The sequence below is a fragment of the Thalassospira mesophila genome (assembly GCF_002115755.1).
GTDB lineage: Bacteria > Pseudomonadota > Alphaproteobacteria > Rhodospirillales > Thalassospiraceae > Thalassospira > Thalassospira mesophila.
Genome location: NZ_JFKA01000009.1, coordinates 46482 through 69514, shown reverse-complemented (window position 1 = coordinate 69514; position 23033 = coordinate 46482). Strand labels below are relative to the sequence as shown.

Annotated in this window: 4 protein-coding genes; 2 read left to right on the top strand and 2 right to left on the bottom strand. The window is 53.6% G+C overall.

Features of this window, described 5'->3' with window-relative positions; translation table 11 throughout:
* Positions 1-4: 4 nt before the first annotated feature.
* Positions 5-18355 (bottom strand): non-ribosomal peptide synthetase/type I polyketide synthase, encoded by an 18351-nt coding sequence (locus tag TMES_RS16845; RefSeq protein WP_158091263.1) that lies wholly within the window; start codon positions 18353-18355, stop codon positions 5-7.
* A gap of 1068 nt (positions 18356-19423) precedes the next feature.
* Here TMES_RS16845 and TMES_RS16840 point away from each other — a divergent pair.
* Positions 19424-20698, top strand: a complete 1275-nt coding sequence (locus tag TMES_RS16840) for an aromatic ring-hydroxylating oxygenase subunit alpha (protein ID WP_085584686.1) — start codon at positions 19424-19426, stop codon at positions 20696-20698.
* Positions 20695-21828 carry an FAD-binding oxidoreductase gene (locus TMES_RS16835; RefSeq protein ID WP_085584684.1) on the top strand — a complete coding sequence of 378 codons (1134 nt, stop codon included), beginning with the start codon at positions 20695-20697 and terminating at the stop codon, positions 21826-21828. Before TMES_RS16840 ends, TMES_RS16835 begins: the two co-directional genes overlap by 4 nt.
* 52 nt (positions 21829-21880) lie before the next feature.
* Here the strand turns inward: TMES_RS16835 and TMES_RS16830 are convergent, their stop codons facing one another.
* Positions 21881-22933 carry a GlxA family transcriptional regulator gene (locus tag TMES_RS16830; RefSeq protein WP_085584682.1) on the bottom strand — a complete coding sequence of 351 codons (1053 nt, stop codon included), beginning with the start codon at positions 22931-22933 and terminating at the stop codon, positions 21881-21883.
* Positions 22934-23033: the final 100 nt, after the last annotated feature.

Here is a 23033-nt window from a genome sequence, read left to right as displayed (position 1 = left end):
CCCTTTAGATATCCTGCGCTGCGGCGCTGGCAAATTTACCAAGGAAGGCAAGCCAGCGCTGCATGGTTTCTGCGTCAAACAAATCGGTGTCATATTCCAGTGTGAAGCGCGCCTGATCGGCTTCTTCTGCCAGAAAGAGAATAAGATCGTGCTTTGCCGTTGTGTTATCGACAAAGGCATCGAGGTTGGTCGGCAAAATACCCGCCTGCCCGGCAGCAAGAAGCGGCAGACCCGCCGTTTGATCGTTGCCGGGAAGATCGCCGAACCGTTGATATTCGAAGACAACATTGATCAGGGGCTGCCTGTTGGAATGACGTTTGGGCGCAACCGCGCGGACCAGTTCGTCAAACGGATAATCCTGCCGGTCCAGCGCCGCAACGATATTGCCATGCAGCTCTGTGATCAGGGAGGTTAGTTCGGTTGTTTCATCAAGCTGAACCCGGATCGGTAACACATTGACAAAGAAGCCGATTAAACCTTCGGTTTCGGTGCGTTCGCGCCCGGCGACACCCATGCCGATGACCATGTCTTTTTGGCGTGTCAGGCGGTAAAGCACCGCCGAAAACAGGGCCAGACCAACAGCCGACAGCGTTGTCTTGCGGGTTTCGGCAAGTTTGTGCAAACCGCGCAACACGTCGGGTTCAATTTCCAGATGGGCGTGCGCACCGCGATAGGATTGCACCTCGGGTGCTTTGCGATCCGTTGGTAATTTAATGTGATCAGGTGCGCCAGTTAGTTTTTCCTGCCAGTAAGCGGCGGCATCCGACCATTCCTGCCCGGTTTGCCAAAAGGCGAAATCCTTGTAGCTGATCGGAAGCGGCACCAGATCGGCGGTCTTTTCGTGCAAGGCGGCCTGATATAATACCCCGAGTTCCTGCAAGACGACACGCGACGACCAGCCATCGCCGACAATATGATGTGTGCCAAGGACCAGCAGTTGTTCGTTGGTTGCAACTGTAATGACATGCGCCCGGATTAACGGGGGGCAGTCAAGGGTGACGGGGTTTGCGGCTTCTTCCCGGGTCAGGCGAAGTGCCTCGCGGGCCGGGCTTGCGTGACTGGAAACATCACTGGTTTTGACGATTGGTGCCGTAACCGGGTGAATTCTTTGTGTGATAATGCCGTCATGTTCTTGAAATTCTGTTCGTAATGTTTCGTGGCGTTTTGTCAACAACATCAGTGCCTGTTGCAAGATATCGCCACGCAACGTGCCGTTACAGCGCAACACAAACAACATGCCGTAAGCACCGCTATTGCCATCCATGCGCGACAGCAGATAAAGCCGTTTTTGCGCGTGGCTAACCGGGTAATGGTCCATTTTCGGGGCGGTTGGGATGCCACGTTCCTTTATGTCACCGTCCGGGTTTTTCATATCATTTAGGTGGCGGGCCAAAGCTGCAATCGTCGGATTGGCAAAAAAGTCTGCCATACTAAACCGGTTTCCGGTGCGATCAGCGATGCGATTTACAATCCGGATTGCCATCAAACTGTGACCGCCAAGGGCGGCAAAGCCAACGTTACGGTCCTGAACTGGCACCTGGAAGACATCGCTAAAAATATCGGCGATAATTTGCTCGGCGGGGGACAGCACGGCATCGACATCAAGTCCGGGCAGTGCGGCCGGGGATTGCGTGCGAACCTGTTCGAGCAGGATCTTGCGATCAACCTTGCCGTTGGCCGTAATCGGAATATCGGTTATCAAATGCCACCGGGTCGGGACCATGTACCCGGGTAAACGGGTGCCAACCCAGCGTTGCAATTTGGAAATGACCATGCTGGCATTGTCTGCGTTATTACCTGCGATCTGTTGAACACAGGCAATAATTTCACCGCCGTTTAAACCATTGGGGTTGAACAGAGCCACGGCATTTCGAACGAATGGCGCTGTTTGTAATTGCTGTTCGATTTCATCAAGTTCAATCCGGAAGCCGCGCAGCTTGATCTGGTTGTCCCGACGTCCGCCAAATTCGATCCGGCCATCCCGGGTCCAGCGGGCAAAATCGCCGGTACGATAAAAACGCCCCCCTGCCCTGTCAGGATCGGCGACAAATTTTTCGGCTGTTAAGGCGGGCTGGCACCAATATTCCCGCGCCAGTCTGTTGCCACCGATCCATAATTCGCCCCAGACGCCGACCGGCGTGCGCACGCCTTGTGGATCGTAAATAACGGTTCGGGTATGGGCGATCGGCCGTCCAATGACGGTAAAATCGGTATCATCGCGAAGGTCGGCCAAAACGATGGGGCAGACAGCAGCAAATGTTGTGCTTTCTGTCGGGCCATATACGTTAAAGAGCCGCGTATCGGGGCACATTTCCAAACATTTGCGAACATGCGATTTGCTAATATTGTCGCCGCCAATCATCAGGTTTTTCAACCCTGCCAGGCTTTTGGCATTGTAATCTGTCTGGCGGTTAAACAGGCCCACACTCATGAACATTGTGGTCACGGCCATTGTGGTCAACGCCGTGCCAAACAAGGCCGGGTCAAGCAATGTATTGCGGTCAATGACCGCAATTTGGCCGCCGTGTAAAAGGGTTACCCAGATTTCAAAGGTTGCGGCATCAAATGCCAAAGGTCCGGCCTGCGCAATGACATCGCCGGGCGCAACATTTACGTAGTCCGCCCCCGCAACAAGCCCGATGACAGCCCTTTGTTCAATCAGCACACCTTTGGGTTTGCCAGTTGAGCCCGACGTATACATCAGGTAGGCCGGGCTTTGATCGGTATTGTTCAGATCAGGGGCTGTGAATGAAGCATCACTGCCGGAAATGTCCGCGACAGGACAAATTTTTGCGGCCAGGCCGGCCAAATCGCCCAGAGAATCTTTGCCAATATCATCGACAAGAACGAGCCGGGCGGCACTATCGGCGAGGATAAACCGGTTGCGGTCCGCTGGATAAGCAGAATCGAGCGGGACATAACCCGCGCCCAAGGCCGCAATACCCAATATAGATGCAATCGCCTCGCGGCCACGTTCGATATGCAGTGCGACGAGGTCGCCTTGTTTGATACCGGACGTTTCAAGATGGTGGGCGATCTCCCCTGCCCGCGACATCAATTGCGCATAGGTCCAGGTGCCGGTTGCATCGCGCACGGCACAGCGGTCGGGGGATGTGGTTGCCTGTTGTGCAAACAGGGAATACAGCCCCCGGTTTTGCGGCACAATAATATCGGGGCCGTTTTCCCATGCTTTTATGTTTGCCGCCTGATCTGTGGGCAACAGGTCCATTCGGGCAAGTTGTTGCGCATCGTCGTGGATTAAGCGGCGCAAACTGGTCGTGAAGATCCGGCCCAGGTCTTCCATCCGGGAGCGGTCAAACAAATCGGCATAATAATCAAATGAAACCGACATGCTGTCGGGGAGATCGCGGATAAAGATCGCAAGATCGTTTTTACAATGATGGCGCATCAAACCAAGCGGACGGATATGCGCGTTATCGTGCGCCGGCGATGCCTGATAGTTCATATAAGACAATGATATTTCAGATAATAATGTGCGATCAGGGGCCGCCGGAGGGGATAAATCATCAAGCAATTTATCGAGGAAATAGGCCCGGTGGCGCATGGATTCCACATGCCGGGTCTGCATTTTGGCGAGCAGGCTTTTCACTGTTTCGCCGTCGTCAATTTGCATGCGCAGTGGCAATAGTGAAACCATCATGCCGGGCACATCGCGGAAACCCGTTGCGTCGCGCGAGTCTACTGGAACACTGATAACCAGATCATCTGTTTCAGCCAACCGGGACAAAACGGCAAACCATGTCGAAAGAATCAGGGTAAACATGGTTACCCGCTGCCTAGCTGCAAACTTGCGGGCATCGCTCAGCAATTCGGGATCAATTTCGAATGTGGTAATTTCACCCTTGAAGGTGTGATAGGCAGGCCTGCGACGGTCAGCGGGAAGATTGATTGTTGGCAACGCCCCCTGATAGATCGATTGCCAGTATTCTTTGGCCTCGTTTAATTGCGTCTGATTACCGTCCTGATGGCTCCACCATGCGTAATCGCTTAGCTGGTATTTCAACGGAGGAAGGATTTGACCGCGATACAGTTCAAATAAATCTGAAAACAGACGTTCGGTTGTAAAGCCATCGGCCAGCACATGATGAATATCAAAGAACAATGCTGTTTGCCCTGCCTGATCAAGCAGGAATTTCCAGCGAACGGGAAGCCCGTCTTCAATATCAAAAGGCGTTACAAGCCCGTCGAGTGCATTTTCAAGGGGGCTATCAATCCTGATGGGAACCAAATCAGGCAGGACCTGGTCTGGTTCCATGACCTCCATTTCCCAGGTGTCGCCGCTGGTTAATATCCGGGTGCGCAGGATTTCATGACGCAAAACCAGTTGCCGAATGGCATGACGCAATTGATCAAGGTTTATCGTGTCATCAAGCAAAAATACGTGCGGCAAATTAAATGCCGTCCCCATGTTTCCCTTTTGCGCTGCATTCAGAACAGATAGCTGTTCCGGTGCGACCGGGAATTTTTTAGCAGCTGGTGCGTGCCGGGGGTCTTGCGTGCCGATAGTTACGATTGCCCGGTGCGTAAAGGCTGCCGGCGCTTCATGAAACACGCTAACAGGCAGTTTTTCCATGGCGTGATATGCGTGCAGGTCAGATGAACCATCGAACAGTTTTTCGCCAAGGCTGGCAATGGTGGCATTTTCAAACAGATCGGTCAGGTTAAGCTGATAACCCAACTCGCGCGAAATTCGGTCAACGATCTGCATCCCGGTGATGGAATCCCCGCCCAGCGCATAAAAATTCTCGCCCGGTTCAACCACGTCATAGCCAAGTGTTTCGGCCCAGATCCGGCTTATTTTGCTTATCGGATCTGTTTTAACCGGCGCTTGCGTTGCATCCGGATCGGAAACAGTGCTTTTCGCCGGGGTATTAATGCCCGCCAAACCGGAAATAGCCGCAACAGATGATGCCGAAAAAAGATCGGAAATGCTAAGGGACAAATCAAATTCGGTATTGATCCGGTCAATGATTTGCATGCCCGTAATGGAATCACCGCCAAGAGCGAAAAAGTCATCGTGACTGTCGACGGTTTCATAACCAAGGGTTTCGGCCCAGATTGCGGCAACAAGCGATGTGCCATCGGGTGCCGGACCAATCGGGGGTTTTTCCGAAAGCGATTTTACAGTTTGCGCAGGATTTTGCGGTTTTGCGGCATTCACCACTTTCGGATCAAGGATGGTAATCTGTGTCTGATGGCACGACAGGGCGCTGCGCCAGATTGTTCGGGCTTCTGCTGGCGTAATCCATGCTCCGGCTTGCAGGGCCACATTGTTGCGCGCTGCCATGCCCTGCTCAGCCAGCGTACACCAGTCGATGACTGTGGCCGGGCGCCCCTGCTGGCGCCTGTATATGGCAAAGCCGTCTAAAAATCCGTTTGCGGCACAATAGGCGGACTGCCCGGCGGCACCGGTCATTGCCGTCAGGCTGCCAAACAGGACAAAGGCCTGCACCGGGTCGTTAAGCGTCAAACGATCAAGGTTACGGACGCCGGCAATTTTTGCCAAAAGCGCATTTTCAAAGCCTGCCATATCACGCACAGCCAGAAAACCGCCGTCGGCAATACCGGCTGCATGTGCGACGGCCGTAATCGGCCCCAGTGTTGCCCTGATCGTTGCAAGTGTGACATCAAGCGATCGATCATCGGCGACATCACAGGAAAATACCGTAATTTCGATGCCGTCATGACGTAGCGACCGGATCTGTTTTTTCGTATCTTCGTCAAGGTCATGTTCGGCCCGGCGCCCGACAAATGCCAGCGCAACCTTGCCACCTGCCGCCATTTCCCCGGCGAGGGCCAAACCAAACCCGCCTGTACCGCCCGTTACCACACAAACCCCGTGATCGGGCCATGTCGGGGTGCCGGACATGTCACCGGTATCAAGTGATTGCAAATTGCGTATATAACGCTGGTTATTGCGATAAACAGCAATCGGGTCACGGGCTGGTTCCGTTGCCAGTTCCGGTGCGACATATTTCGAAACAGCGTCTGGTGCTATGTCGGCATAACAAATGGAAAGTCGAGGTTCTTCGTGTGCAACGGCCAGAACAATGGCAGCGGCGGCGGTTTGATCCGGGTCGATGGCGACATCATCGCCGGTTGCAAAAGCGCCGTGTCCGAGCACAACCAACCTTAGTTTGCCGCTGACGGATCGAAGAATATTGCGCAATACACCGGCTGTGCGACGTACGGCGTCTGTCCCCGGGGAAAGTGCCAAAACCGTCTGAGACACCCCGGTGAACACGGAACTGGAAAGTGTGTCGGGGTGAATGCACCGGCAATTTTCGGGCAATGACCAAAAATCACCATCGGTGATGAAAAGGCAATCGTGAGAAAGGGCCCGTGCGGTAAAAGCTGCGGGCGTCCAGCATGTTTTTAAAAGTTCGACACTCTTTTTATCAGATGCGTGCCGTAACTTTCCAAAACGAATACCTTTAACCGCAAGCACCGCCTGCCCGGTTTTGGCATCAAACAGTGTCACATCAAAACTGCCGGACGGTTGCAATTCGCCACAAGCAACAACTTCCGAACTTGTGCCACCATATACCGTTATCTGGTCAATCCCGATGGGTAAAAGCCCGCCTTCCCCTTCGCCTAGGGCCATGCTGCACGCGGCATCGGCAAGTGCGGGATGGAACAGCCAGCTTTGCAGATCTGCGTGGTAATCTGGCTGCAAACGAAGATGGCGGATGGCGGTTGTTCTGGCGCTGTCGCAAGACATTGAAACAATACAATCCCAGCGCGAACTGATCGAAATCGCCCCGAACTGGCCGGTAAATGCCGCAAGTTGAACCGGAACTGTGGCTTTGGCGGTGATCAGATCCTGCGACAGGATATCGGCATTTTGCAGTATTTCGGTTTGCTGCCAATCCGCACTGGCAAAAACACGCCATTGGCCGTTTTTCAACCGCCCGCCCAATTCTGCCCGCCCGTCATTACCAAGCGACAATGTTACCTTGCCATCGGGTATTGCCCCGGCGACCAGGGCGTGGTGCCAGCTTAATGCAGTAATTTTAACAGGCCCGGCATTTTTGCCCAATTCAATTACGGCCTGCGCAATCAGGGCGGGAACAGCCATACCAACCAGTGTTGGCTGACCGTTCAATTTATGTTCGTTTACTGGCCAGAATGCAGGATCTTGGATGTTAATCGCGAAACTGTGCGCAGTTGCGGTTTCAATCGCCCCCTGAAAAACGGACTTGGTGGTTGCGGGTTTGACAGCAAATTCCGGTTTACAGATTTTTTTGACAAACGGCGATGGTGGCAAGGAAATGCGCTGCGCCCGATAATTAACCGGCCACGACAGCAAAGCTCCGGCCAGATATTTGGCGATGGCGGATTGGGCATCTACCTCGTTAAAAACAACTGCGTCCACCGTCCCGGTATTGATCACACTTGCACTTGCACTTGCACTTGCACTTGCGATTGCGGTTGACGGCGAATGGCCATGAACAAATTGTTCGAGATGACCGAGCAATTCTTCGCGGCTGTTAACCGCCACCGCAAAGCGGTGTTTCAAGGCATCGCGACCAAGGGCAAGGGTGAAGGCAATATCGCGCACAGCCAGTTCGGGGTTGTGCGCGATTTTGTGCAACAGATTGCGGCCATAAGCCTGCAACGTGTCCGGGTTACCTGCGGATATGGCAACGATAAAACAATCTTTGGTGGTGTCTTCGGTGTTTTGTATCTTCGGCGCGGCAGGTGCAGCCTCGATGATGATATGGGCGTTGATGCCGCTTAACCCGAACGAACTGACCCCGGCCCGGCGCGGTGTATTACGGTCTGGCAGCTTTGCAAGGCCGTTACTGACCCGAACAGGGGCGCGGAGAAAATTGATCTTTTTGTTCGGGGCATGAAAGAACGGCTGCGGCGGTGCCTGATCATGCTGCAGAACCATAATGGCCCGGGCAAGACCAAGAGCGCCAGCCGCGCCGTCAAGATGACCATAGTTCCCTTTGCCCGACCCGATGAAGGCCGGATCACCCGCCGGGTCTGTCCCGGCAAAGGCACGGGTAAGACCATCAATTTCAATCGGGTCACCCAGTGCGGTTCCCGTGCCATGGGCTTCGAAATAAGACAGGCTGGCAAGGTCGATATCGGCGGCCAGTGCAGCCTGGCCGATGACATCGGCTTGCATGGCCGGATTGGGGGCTGCGGCCCCGCTTGATGTGCCATCCTGATTAACGGCACTGCCGCGAATAACAGCATGAATGTTGTCGCCGTCCTGTAAGGCCGCACTCATTGGTTTGAGAACGAAAATTACACTGCCTTCGCCCATGCCGGTGCCATCGGCATTTTCATCGAAGGCGCGCGTGCGGGCGGTTGATGAATCGATGGTGAACCCTTGCGTCGCATCTGGCGGGCATGGCAGCAATTTTGCCCCACCGGCAATTGCGATGGAACATGACCCGTCGCGCAGGTTTTGACAGGCATGATGAATTGCCACCAGGGACGATGAACAGGCGGTATCAATGACATGGGCAGGCCCGTGCCAGTCCTTTACGAAAGACAATCGTGTGACGATATTGGACGGCACATTCAGGGCAAACGCCTGTTCGGCCTTGTCTGGCGGAAGATGTTCCATCGCAACCCGCCAAACCGGGTTTGCACCGCCGCCGGCAAAAACACCTACTTTTTGGCCACGCAGGGCGTTGCCACCATATCCGGCGTCTTCTATTGCCGTTAGGGCTGTTTCCATAAACAACCGTTGTTCGGGGTCTAACAAGCCCGCATCAACCGGGGCCATCCGGAACCGGACCGTATCAAATTCAAAGATATCATCGAGATAAGCCGCTTCGCGGAACTTGTGAGGAACCGGTCGTCCCATCACGGCAAGAAGGTCGCGCGTTTCTGCGTCACGCAAAGCGGGTAACGGACGGACAAGGTCCTTACCTGCGGCAATATCCTGCCAGAAACAGTCAAAGTCATCGGCACCGGCAATTCGTATGCCCATGCCGATAACGGCGATTGGTTCGTTATTGGCAAAATTTCGTGTAGTTCCTGCTGGTGTCACAGCCACAGTCACAGCCTGACCGAGCAGATGTTCGGCCTGACGGGCGATGGACGGATTGGCAAACAGATCAGCGATACTCATCTTGCCGGGCCAAATCGCATCTATTTTTTCAAACAGCCGCAAAAGCAGTAACGAGTTTCCGCCAAGTTCAAAAAAACCGTCATCGCGCATCGGGATAATACCCGGCAAAACTTCCTGCCACATCGCGCACAACTGCGTTTCAAGATCATCAAGCTGTGACGCATTTCCGGAAACTACCGTTTCGACAGTTTTTTGGCTACCAGGGGGCCTTTTTGCCATGGTCATGGGCAGCCCCGACAAGGCCTTGCGGTCAACCTTGCCGCTGCTGGTTTGTGGCAAATGATTGATGGTGAAAAAGCGCGCGGGAATCATGTATTCGGGGAGGTGCTGGCGTAAATGGTCGCGCAGATCAGATACAGTCAGATCATTCGACCCTAGAATAAAGGCATGTAATTCATCAAGTTCGCCGACCTTTACGGCCTTGACCGGTGCGCGTTCAACCAGTGGGTGGCTTTCAAGCGCGATTTCGACTTCGCCGCATTCAATACGGAAACCACGAATTTTGACTTGATGGTCAATACGGCCCAGATATTCAACCGTTCCATCCCGGCGCCAGCGGCCAAGATCACCGGTGCGATACAAGCGATCGCCCGGGTTTTTGGGGTCTGTCGGGAATTTTTCTGCACTTAGTTCAGGACGATTACGATAGCCGCGCGCAATTTGGACGCCACCCAGAATGATTTCGCCGGTCACACCAATTGGCAGAGCTTTCATTTCCGGATCAAGGATTTGAACTGTGGTGTTGGCAATCGGTTTGCCAATGGGCACGACAGCTCCGGTTTCATGGGGCGAACAGGCCTGCCATGTTACATCAACTGTGGCCTCGGTCGGACCATATAGATTGTGCAGTTCGGTGCCAAAGCGGGCATATAAAAGCGCGTTAAAACGCCGCACTGTTGCAGAATCGAGTGCTTCACCACTGGCAAAGACCCTTTTCAGGCTGGACAGTTTGTTGATATCCACCATGCCGCTTTCGACGGCGAACAAGAACGTCGCTAACATTGATGGCACGAAATGTATGGTCGTGACCTGGTGCTGACAAATCGCATCGGCGATTTGCTGCGGGTCGCGCTCGGCACCGGGGGTTGGCAGAACGACCTTTGCCCCGGTCCATGACCACCAGAACAGTTCCCAGACGGAAACATCAAACGTAATCGGCGTTTTTTGCAAAATAACGTCTTTGGGACCAATCGGGAACGCATCCTGCATCCACAATATGCGGTTCAGCACGCCCCGATGGGCAATTTCAACACCTTTGGGGCGGCCAGTTGACCCGGATGTAAACAGCACATAGGCCAGATCATCCGGCCCGGTTGCAAGTTCGGGTAAATCGGCCTCTTCGCAACCGTCAATCAGCACGGTTTTATGACCGGCAAACAGTTCGGCACAATCTGTTGTTGTCACCACGGTTGCTGCGGCGCCCAGGTCTTCGAGCATATGCTGGCGACGTTGTGCGGGATGATCGGGATCAAGCGGACTGTAGGCTGCACCCGCCAAAAGCGTACCGTAAATTGCGGCAAGCATATTGACCGACCGGCGCACGGCAATGCCAACAACATCGCCAGGCCCGACCGATGCGGCCTGCAAGCGGGCTGCAATTCCGGCTGCGCGACGGGCAAACCGGACATAGGTTAATTCTTCGCCATCATCGATGACAGCACTGGCCGTTGGTGTTTTGTGAACCTGATCAAGGAACGGGGCCGGAATGCTGCGCTCGACCGCAAAATTTCGTCTGGTTGTGTTAAACTGGTCAATCAGCACCCGTTCGGCATCGGGCATCACAGCAAGACGGGCAATGGGCGTGTTGTTTTCTGATGCTAGCGCATCCCGGCACAGGATATTTAACCGGGCGACAAAAGCGTGGATGGTGGCGCGATCAAAAAGGGCTGTATCAAATTCAACCTGACCACATAGCGCACCGTTTTTGCGCCAGAAATAAAAGCCAAGATCAAATTTGGCATAGGGGAACCGGCTTTCAACAAGGGAAAGTTCGGCATTGCCAAATTGTCCCATTTCAGGCAGCGCGTCCTGCCATGCAACCAGCACATCAAAAAGCGGATTGCGCGACAAATCGCGCGGCGTTTTCACCGCATTGACGATGGTTTCAAAGGGTATCGCCTGATCAGACTGTGCATCCATGACGGTTTTACAGGTTTGGGCAAGATGTGTCGCAAAGGATGCTTGTGGATCAAGGTTTTGCCGCAACGGCACTGTATTGACAAAAAAACCGATCACGTCATCGAGCGCACCATGCTCGCGCCCTGCTGTTAACATCCCAAGCGAGATATCGGTCTGGTCGCAATGGCGGTAAAGCAGCACCTGCACCAGGGCGGTTAGAATATTAAAGGCGGTGGTTCCATGATGATCCGCTGCCCTGGCAACCAGCGTTGCAGTATCGGCGTCGATTTCAAAATCAAGAAAATCACCATCAAAGCGCCGTTCGGCCGGTCGTGTATGGTCGGTTGGCAGGTTCAACGGTTCGGGCAAGGGAAGCAACCGGTTTTTCCAGCGCGCAATTGCCGCTATGCCCGCATTGCTTGTTAAATGAAGCTTCTGCCAGTTGGCAAAATCTTCGTAATGCCGTTTCAGACCGGGTAATGCCGGGGCCGTTGCCCCGGTTGCGGTTTTATAAAAAGTCGAAAGTTCGCGCAAAAGAGTTGGCATCGACCAGCCATCGCAAATGGCATGATGCAATGAAATCATTAACCAGTGGCGATCGGGGGCCAGTGTGATCAGGTCGGCACGCGCCATGGGTGCGTTATCAAGATCGAATGGTCGTAATGTTTCCTGCGCGACAAAATAGCGGGCGGTTTCTGCGTCCATATTATGCAAGCGCAATTTCCAGCCGCCACTTGGCGCAAGATACTGGCTAACCCCGTCAATATGATCGGGATCAACCCGGAAACGCAGGCGCAAGGCATGTTGCCGTTCTTCCAGAGCAGTAAGAGCGTGCTGCAAGGCACTGATATCAATGGCGCCGTTAATTTCAAGCGTGGCAGGAACCGAATAAACAGCCAGATCCGGCTGCATCCGTTGCAAAACCCACAACCGGGCCTGCCCGCTAGACAAAGGAAAGGTATTTCCCTGAACACGCGACAGCGCAATTTCTGCCGGTGCGCCCTGGCCTTTTGCCACCAGTTGGGCAAGATTTGCCACCGTACGGGCGCTAAAAATATCCTGTAATTTTGGACGGAAGCCGGTTTCTTCTTCAATAAGCCCCGCAAGCCGCATCGCAATCAGGCTATGTCCGCCAAGTGCGAAAAAATCTGATCCCGGTGTGATTCCGCGGGCACCAAACAGGGTTTTGAACTGCCGAATGATAAATTGTTCCGCAGCGTCAACCGATATTGCTTGAATATCGTGTTGGATCGGTGCGGCCGAAAGGATTTCGCGCAGTTTGCGACGATCCACCTTCCCGTTCGCAGTAACAGGCAAGTGATCAAGAACTACAATACGTTCCGGAACCATGTAAGCCGGCAAATGACCGGCAAGCATCGCAGTCCATGTCTCGCGTTCGTCATTATCAGCAGCAATTGCCGCCCCCAGAACGGCATCAGCACCTGTGCCAACCGGGAGCACGCAGGCATTGCGAATATCATCCAGGGCAACAAGCCCCTGTTCAATTGCGCCAAGTTCGATCCGATGGCCGCGAATTTTAATTTGGCCATCATTGCGACCGCCAAATTCAATTACGCCATCAGCGCGCCAGCGCGCCCGGTCACCGGTTTTATATAGCCGTTCACTTCCAAGTGCAGCGACCTGGATAAAGGCCTTTCCTGTGCGTTCTGGTGCGCCGGTATAGCCCCGCGCCAAACCGTCACCTGCGGCATGAAGTTCGCCCCAGCAATTGATCGGCGCAATTTCGCCCCTTGCATCGAGGATATAAACGCGGGTGTTGCCAATTGGTGTGCCGATTGGAATGGCCGCCGATGTAATGTCGTGATCCGTAATCGTATGAAGACAGGTGAATGTGGTATTTTCAGTCGGACCATATCCGTTCATCAGGATCAGGTTCGGGCAAGCCGTTCTTACCTTGCGCAAATGCACCGGACTTAGGGTTTCGCCGCCACTTAACAGTCTGGTTAATGACGCAAAAGTTCCCGGTGCCTCATCTGCGATACGGTTAAACAGGCTGGCCGTTACCCACATCGTTGAAATGCCACCTTTGGCGACCGCTTGTTGCAAGGCTTCGGGGTCAAACAGCGCATCATTGTTGATGATACACAGCCGCCCGCCATTTAAAACAGCCGCCCAGATTTCCAGCGTTGCGGCATCAAAGCCAAGCGATGCCGCCTGCGCCACCACATCATCTTCATTAAAAGGCAGCGCTTTATTGTTTGCAACCAGCCGCACAACCGCACGGTTTGGAACCATCACACCCTTGGGTTTCCCCGTTGACCCCGAGGTAAACATCACATAGGCCAGATCGCTTCCTGCGCGGACACAAGCCTGCCTTTGGGTAGCTTTTCCATTCGGTGCGCCGTTTGGCAACTGGTTGATCCGGAAGGTTTTTTCAAGTTCCTGCAAGCGGTTATATTCGCGTGTATCACATAGCAGGGTTTGCGCGCCGCATTCGGACATAAGGCCGCCAACGGCCCCGGCGGGCAATGATTTGTCAATTGGCAGATAGGCAGCACCATGCCATGCAATTGCCAGCAACATCGTAATGCTGTCTATTCCACGCTCGGCTGCCAGACCAACAATGTCACCCGGCATCACGCCGATGTCATCAAGCTGTTGGGAAATGACGGCAAGACGCGCGCCCAATTCGCGATAGGTTATGGTCTTGCTGCCATCATCAAGGGCAATATGACCGGCAAAATGCGGATCATTGGTTCGATGCGACAGCAATTCACCCAGACCGCAATCACGCGGATAATCCGATCCGGTATCGTTTAGCGCCGTTAAAAGGTGCTGTTTTTCGACGGCGGGTAAAAATTCGACCCGGCCCAGTGGTTGGCTCGGGTTTTCTGACCATGTGCAAATCAGTGTCATAAAACGATCGGCGAAACTCTCGATCCATGCCGGGCCATAGAATGACGTGTGATATTCAATTGCCAGATGCGCCCCTGCCCCGCATTGTACAAATGCGATCATCAAAGGGAATTTGCCCGCGCCAAAATCAACATCATCAATATCGTGAATGTCTTCGTTGATTTCGATGATACTGACGGCATCAAACGGCAAGCCTACGGGACCTTGCGCCATCCGCGAAAGGTCCCGGGTCAGATATGACAGGGGATAGTCCTGGACGTCCATAACCGACAGGATTTCCCGGGCAACCTTGTGAACCAGATCGTCAAGGCCGCACGCCATATCGGGTGTGATGGCAAGCGGCAGAACATTGGCAAAACAGCCCATAGACTGCCTGGCATCCTGATCCACGCGCCCCCCGAACGGAAGCGCTAAAACGGCAGATCCGTTTTCCTTGTGTCGGGCGATGACCGCAATGGCAAGGGCCGTCCAAAGAGCGGTTTGAGTGGCACCTTTGCGATATTGTGTCAGTGTTGCAAGCGCATCTGCCTGCTGTGCTGTGAGCCGCAAGAACAGACGTTTACCCTGTCCTTCGTTGTCAGCAAGCGGGTCGGTTGACAATTGCGGTGCAAGTAATTGTTCAGCCCGATCCTGCCAAAACGCCTGGGCATGTTTGCCCCGCTTACCCCCGATATCCTGACGGGCCTGTTCGGCAAGTTTGCGAGCACTAACGGTTACAGACGGTTCACTGCCAGAAAGTTCTGTTGTGATTTCCTTTTCCAGAAGCGCAACCGACAGCCCGTCAAAACACAAATGATCAATTGCTATCGCCAGAAGAGGCGGACGGGTTTGTGACTGTTCCAAATATCCGAACCGGGCCAGCGGGCCGGTTGCAAGGTCGAACAGCCCGTTGCGAATGTCCTCGAAATGGTCGAGACGCCGCAGCGGAATGGTCATATGTGTGTGCACACGCTGAACCAGTTCACCTTCGCGTTCGACAAAGGTTGATCGCAACGTTTCATGCCGGGCGATGACCCGCTCAAGCGCCCCTTGAAGGTCGGAAAATGCGGTATTTCGGGGAAGACGGACGCTGGTGACAATATGGTAGCTGTCATTTACCGGAAGGTCGCGACGGGCCAGCCATTGGCCTTCAATTGCCGGATGGGCTGCAAAGGACGAAACAATACGGTTGTTCCCCTGACTGGATCCGGCACCCGATACATCGCCATTGATTGCCTTGCCAAGGTCGTGTCCGGGGGCAAAATCAATATTGCCTCCCGCGACCCAGATTTTCGCAAGGGCGCGCAAAAGGGGCGTGGTGGTGCTGTCGATCTGATCTGTTTTTGCATCTGGCGCGGGTTGAAGGCTTATGCAGTGGCCCGCCGTGACACCGTTAACCGCGGCAAGCCTGCTTACCGTAGTGCCCGCGCCACATTCAACCATCAGGGCATCGGGTTCTTTTGCCATTATCCCTTTAATATTGTCGGCAAAGCGGACGGCGTTACGTAAATGGCTTATCCAGTAATCCGGGTTTGTCGCATCGTCGTCAGAAAGCCACTGACCGGACAGATTGGACTGCATCGGAATTTCAGGTGCGCAAAGAGTGGTTTGTTCAACGACTTTGCGAAATTCGCCCAGGATAGGGTCCATCATCGCGGAATGGAACGCATGGGAAACAACCAGACGGCGGCCGGGCTTTCCCTGTGCGTGCAGATAACTCTCAAGTTTATCGATACAGGACACCGACCCCGCCATCACATGCTGGCGCGGACCATTCACACTGGCAATTGATAAGTCCGGCCCGAACAGCGCCAAAATATCGGCAACACCTTCTTCGGCCATCGACACGGCATACATGGCACCGGGACCGGTTTTTTGCATTAAGCGGCCGCGCATAACCACCAGCCGCAATGCATCGTCAAATGACATAACCCCTGCCAGGCAGGCTGCCACATATTCACCAATACTATGCCCGGCCAATGCCGCAGGTTGCACCCCCTGGCGCATCAGATAATCGGCCAGGGCATATTCAAAAATGAACAAAGCGGGTTGTGCCCGTTGGGTTTCGGCAAGGCGTTCGACGCCGTCCGCCCCGTGGCCCGGTGCCAGCAAAAGATCGCGCAGGTCCTGTGGCCCGGAAAGGGCGGCGACAGTCTTGCAGGCGTGGTCAATCAAACCGGCAGAAACAATGTCGGCGTCATAAAGTGCGCGTGCCATACCCGGGCGTTGCGACCCTTGCCCCGGAAATAACAGAATGACAGGTCGGGAATTGGTCGAGGCGACGCCGTTAATACGCATTGGTGAATGGGGGTCGCGCAACGCCTGACAGGCAGTGTCCCGGTCCGTCGCGATAATCGCTGTCCGAACCGGACAAAGCGGCTGCCGAGATAATACGTTTGTCAGATCACCAACATCTGACACATCACCAATACCATATAAACTTCTGTAATATAAGGAAAGTTTTTGCTCCAAATCGGGTGCCGTGTTGGCCGAAAATCCCAGAAGACGGGGCGTCGCCGGGGAAAAAGGAGACATTTCCTGATTTTCTTGCGCGGCATCCATGCCGTTATCAGCCGGGCGAATTGGGGCCGCTATTTGTGTGGCGAACACGTGGCGGGCAAACATTTCAACTGTCGGATATTCAAAAATCTCGACCGATGTAATTGCGCGACCGGCAAGTTTTGAAAAAGCATATTGCGCACGCGGCACCAGTAACGAATGTGCCCCGATTTCAAACAAATTGGCATTTGGCGCAATAGCGTCGATTTGAATCAGTTCCTGCCAGACACGGCTAACTTCTTTTGCCAGTTCCTGTTCATCGGGCGATGCTGTTTTAACCGGGGAGATGCAAGATGTAAGTTGGTGCGTTGCATTGGTGTCCGGCGCGTCATCGTGCAAACCCGGAAAATTGAGGTGACTTTGTTGCGGTGTGATGATTGCACTTGGGGTACATTCGAAATTGGCAATGACAACATCTAGCAGACCCTGAAACCGCGTCGCGATTTTGCCAACAGTTTCCTTATCAATACGATTTGCATCATATTGCCAGGTAAATTCGCCATCGCGTTGGTCCGGGGAGATGTAATCTGTAAAAAAAAGCAGGCCAATATCGGTGACCGGTCCGGTATAACTCGTCACGCGTTTTGCTTCGAGGCCCTTAAAATCAAGCGGGGTGTCTGCCTCAAGACCGTTGAAAAAGGCACCGTTTCCCGAAAGGCTTTTATGGCCCAACTTTGCCGCCCGCATGCGCAGCGGGCTTAACCGAATATGGCGTACATCGCGCCGGACGCGCGTAAAAATGTTTTTCGCCAGGTCCGAGAAACGGTCGTATTTGTCAAGATCAACGTCAAATGGCACAACGCAGGAAAACGTGCCCAACATATTGCGCTCGTTGCGCCCGATCCGGTTCAGAAGCGGTAGTGTTATGGTTGGCTTTTTATTGCCGCTGATTTCGGCCAGCAAAATGGCAAATGTTGCCATGACAACAGACGTTTGAGATGTGCCGCTTTGTTTGGCGACACGCTGGATATCGGCCAGTTTTTTTCGGCTGATGACTTGGGTCATCTGAAGTTGTCGTGTGACGACACTAAGCGCGCGCGACGAAAAACGTGTTACCGGATTATCCTGTGCCAAACGGTCCTGCCAATAGGCAAGGTCACGCGCATATGCCGCGCTATCGGGATAGGCAGCGTCTGAAGCAATGAAGTCGCGATAGGGTTTGAAGCCAGATGCAGGAACCTCGATGTCTGACGTTATGGCATTGTATATTTCGCTAACCCGCTCCGCCATTAAATGCCCGGTATATCCATCACATACGAGGTGGTGATAAACCCGAACCCACCAATACTGGCTATCGCCCAGTTGTAACACCTGGTGTCGGCAATGTATGCCATTGTCAGGATCAAGCGGTCGGGCCCGAAACCGTTCGACCTCGTCACACGCAGAGGCATCGATATTGCCAGCGAAACGTAAATCAACGATGCTGAAATCGGTTGGCAATACAGCAGCAGCAAAAAACTGTGATATTTCACCATTGCGGCTGATAAACCGCAGACGAAGAGCATCGTTCTCCTGGTCGGTACGGACAATCGCCTGATGCAGCGCATTCACGTCAAGCGGGCCGTCAAACTTTATGACATTGCAGATGTTATATCGTGCCGGATCATTTCCTTTGTCCCGGTCCAGCCAGATGGCCGTTTGCGGTGACGTAAGTGCATAGTGATCGTTACCGACCCCGGTATTGTGATGTTCTCGTTCTTCACTCAACGTCTGGCCCCTCAAACGTTGTCCCCAACGCCAACCGCTCAATTTAAGCGCGTCAGTTCCCTAAGTCTTTCTGTGATTGAATCTTTGTAATTTACATCCAACCCTTAGCTTCGATTATGCCTTTGATTTACCCGCATTTTCAAGTGACGCCACTAAAAAATTTTAATTTTAATTTTAATTTGTAATCGACAAAGAACAAGCAGCAACTGTAGGTTATTGAAATGCTTGTCTCAAATTATCGTCCCCGCATATGGGGGAAAAATCAGGGCATTTGCAATCTAGCTCCTTCTTATTTGTCTTTTATTTTTCAGCACGATATTTGCGCAAATAACAGGTTTGTGACTTTTTGCATGGGGTGAAAATCCTGTCAGACCATGATCACTGATCCGGCCAATAACCTGTTGAAAGCTGATTATTGACGGGTTTCCTGTGCCATGACGGTTTTGCAGGCTTTCACCAGAATTCGCCCCATCTCCAAGCCGTTTGGGCCGGGTAATTTCCAGGGTCGATGCCGCACGATCACGGGCTGGATTGGAAAACGACCTGTCGCACCTGCAAACCTGTTCTATATATTCTCTGTAGTGACGATGATTTTGGCCTGTGCGTTATCCGAAAAATACGCAGGTTTGATCCGCATAAAGTCTTTAACACCTTGGCTTTCAAGTGGATGGGAGATGTCGTCGCATTTCTACTGCCCTTTTGACTTAAGATTTCTGCCAAACGCGAGCCAATCCGCAATAGATTTTAAAATTGCCGTTATTTACCAAAGGCGAACCAAGAGCAGGTTACCTGCCAGCGACGACCGAGGGAGATTTGGGGTGCGAATGACAGCCCATGATAGAACCCATGCTGTGTCCAGGACTGCTCATTTATCTTTGGGCGGTGGCCTGTATGGTGTCAGTTCCCTTGGCTCCGATGGTCAGAGACGTAGAGACGCGTGCGCCAGGTTTCAATCCGGCAGAAATGTTGCGGTCCCTCGGATGCAAGCACATTATAAACTTTGCTGCCCCCGCTCCCATGCCGTGTGCACCGGCCCGAGGCCCCCATTAGATTCCGAGGTATCCGAACATGCGTTTGTCCTCTGACATTCAGGCCCTTGTGACACAGCGCGAGAAAGACAAATGTCTGAACGCGCCGTTTTATAATGCGGCTGAAATCCTTGATCTTGACCTTGCGGTGATTTTTGGCCAGCACTGGATTTTCGTTGCCGTGGCACCAGAGCTGCCCGAGCCGGGGGACTGTGTGACGGTTGAGGTCGGCAAAGCCTCTGTTTTGCTTTTGCGGGGCGACGATATGGAAGTTCGGGCCTTTCACAATGTGTGCCGCCATCGTGGCGCGCGGCTGATTGATGAGCGTGCGACCACAATTGGTAACATTGTTTGTCGCTATCACGGCTGGTCCTATAACGAAGACGGTGCCCTTATCCTTGCCGAACATATGGGAGCCGATTTTGATAAAAGCTGCCATGGCCTTAAACCTGTGCATGTCCGCTCGATCGCCGGATTGATCTTTATTTGCCTGGCAGAAAACCCGCCTGCCGATATCGAGGAAATGGCGCGTGTGATGGAGCCCTATCTGGCACCCCACGATATTGCCAATTGCAAGGTTGCCCATAGTTCGGATCTGATCGAAGAAGGCAACTGGAAGCTGACGATGGAGAACAATCGCGAGTGTTATCACTGCGAAGGGAACCATCCGCAATTAACGGTGCCGCTTTCTGAATTCGGCTTTGGTTTTTCACCCGATGAAATGGACGAACGCCGGTCCGATGATGTTAAAAAATACACCGATTCCATTGAACGCGATCACAAACACTGGGAATCCTGTGGCCTGCCGTCGGCCGAGGAAGAGCATCTTGCCAATGTGACGGGGTTTCGCACCATGCGCCTGCCATTGATGTGGGCCGGTGAATCCCATACGCTTGATACCAAGGTAGCCTCCAAAAAGCTGTTGGGCAGTTTCACCGACCCGAAACTTGGTGGGCTAAGTTTCTGGACGCATCCCAATTCGTGGCACCATTTCATGAGTGACCATATCGTTACCTTCTCAATCCTGCCAATTGCCCCGGACCGGACCCTGGTTCGCACCACATGGCTGGTGCATAAAGACGCGATCGAAGGCGAAGATTATTCGCTAGATAACCTGACGCAGGTCTGGACGATGACCAATCTGCAAGACGCGATGCTTGTCCGTCTGGCCCAGCTTGGCAGTGAACAGCCCGCCTATGAACCTGGCCCCTACTCCCGCTTTACCGAACCGCATGTTGAAGCGTTTTGTGACTGGTACATCAAACGCCTGCAAGATCATTTCGCTTCTAGCAAGACTGGAATAGCTGCCGAATGAGCCGAAGCCCGCAAACCGAGGCAGAGCAAAACATCGCCCTGCTGGCCGATGACAAATTTACAGAAATAACACGCGTTCCGATCTGGGACCCGGAGCAGGACGATGTGCTGGTGTGCCGACAGGTGCGCCAGGAAACCCACGATGTGAAGACTTTTGTGTTTTCAGGCCGCGAACCACGGGCGTTTCGGTTTTATCCCGGGCAATATATGACCTTCGAACTGCCGGTCGAAGGCAGGGTGACGCGCTGCTATACTATTTCGGCATCGGCCGCACGCCCGTACCGGGTTGAAATTACGGTCAAACGGGTGCCGGGCGGGCCGGGCTCTAACTGGCTGCATGATTATATGATTCCGGGCAAGGAAATTACTGTTTCCGGCCCGGCGGGCGAGTTTACGACCGACGCCACCACCGAAGAAAAATTGCTGTTTTTATCGGCGGGCAGCGGCATTACGCCGATGATGTCGATGACGCGCACGGCGTGTGATTTGTCCGAACCCTCGGACCTGCATTTTATTCATGCCGCACGGATGCCCTCTGACATCATTTTCCGCGACGAACTGGCCCTTCTGTCCGCCCAGAACCCGTCGCTAAAACTGGCATTTACATGCGATACCACCTTGGCCAGCCATAGCTGGAGTGGTTATACCGGGCGTCTGAGCCTTCCCATGCTGTCCCTGATGTCGGCTGACTTTATGGATCGCAAAATATTTTGCTGTGGCCCTGCCCTTTTTATGGATGGGGTGCGCAACATGTTGAAACAGGCTGGTTTCAACATGGAAAAATATTATGAGGAAAGTTTTGATTTTGGCGCTGAAACAGCCGGAACCCACGAAGAACCGGCATCTGTCGCCCCGGAAATCAGCGATCAGCTTTTCCGCGTCAGCTTCCCTAAAACCGGACATGTGGTGGAATGCGGGCCGGGCATGACCATTTTGTCAGCCGCGCGCGAAGCCGGGCTTATGCCTGTATCATCGTGTCAACGCGGTATTTGTGGCACCTGCAAATCGAAGCTGCTTTCGGGCCGGGTTGACATGCAACATGGCGGCGGCATTCGCCAGCGCGAGATTGATCAGGGTAAAATCCTGATCTGCTGTTCCAGCCCGCTCTCCGATATTGAGGTCGAGCTTTGACGGCAGCATCGGCAGTATCGGTTGCCACCACAGCCGGATTTACGCCGGAAAATTAATCTTCGGTCGTGGCAGGATGGCGCAATGCTTGCGGGGTGCCGCCATAACGACGGCGAAACATGCGGCTTAAATGCGAAGAGTCACAAAATCCGCAATCCACTGCAATCTGTGCGACCGATTTTTGGCTTTTCTCGATCAGATGGTGGGCCAGATCAAGCCGGATATTAAGGAAAGCCACCTGCGGGGATGTGTCCAGACTGAGGCGGAAATGGCGTTCGATCTGGCGTTTGCTGTTGCCCATGCGCCGGGCAATTTCCTGAACAGAAATTGGCGTATCAATATTTTGCTGCATGATCAGCAAGGCGCGCTGCACAATCGGGTCGCGTGTTTTAAGGTCAAGCGGGATGCCGGGCTGGGGTTTTTCCGCCTGAAGGGCATCATCAATGATCATGATATGCAGGCTTTTGTTGGCCTGTGCGCGCCCGACATGTTTATCAACCAGATATGCGGCAAGATGCGCCGAACTGACCCCGCCAGAACAGGTTAGCCGGTCACGATCAACAACAAAAATCTGGTCGGCCACCGGGTCAAGCCCGTCAAACTGTTCCATAAAATCGGAATGGTGAAACCAGCTGACACAACAACGATAGCCGTTAAGCAACCCGGCCTGATGGAGCAAAAACGCCCCGGTACATACGCCGACAAGCGGCACGCCAGCGGCGGCCGCCTCGTGTAAAAAGCGATGATAGGCGGGGCTAAGGTTGGGTGTTTCATCCATAAGCCCGCCAACCACAACGATATAGTTAAAACGGCGCGGATCCCCCAGACGTTCTTTGGGCTGCACCGAAATGCCGCTGCTGGAGGGCACCGGGTCCATTGTGTCAGACACGATGGTCCATTTGCACAAAATAGGGCGGCTGCGGTCCCCTTCGTCGGCGGCAAGGCGCAAGACATCAACGAAATTTGCAAAGGCACAAAGGGTGAAACGATTGGCAAGGATAAAACCGACAGACAGGCGCACGGCCTCTGCCTTGGGTTTTTGGGTGCGCGTCGTGGATGCCCGGTTTGGCAGCACATTGGCACTGGGGGAATGAATATTTGCTGCCATCGAACCTCCGATACAAACAAGGTTGTTGTATTTGTCGTAGCCGTAATCTCACTTTGACGCAAACATTCTATGTTTCGGCGCAACAAGCCGCCAGATTATT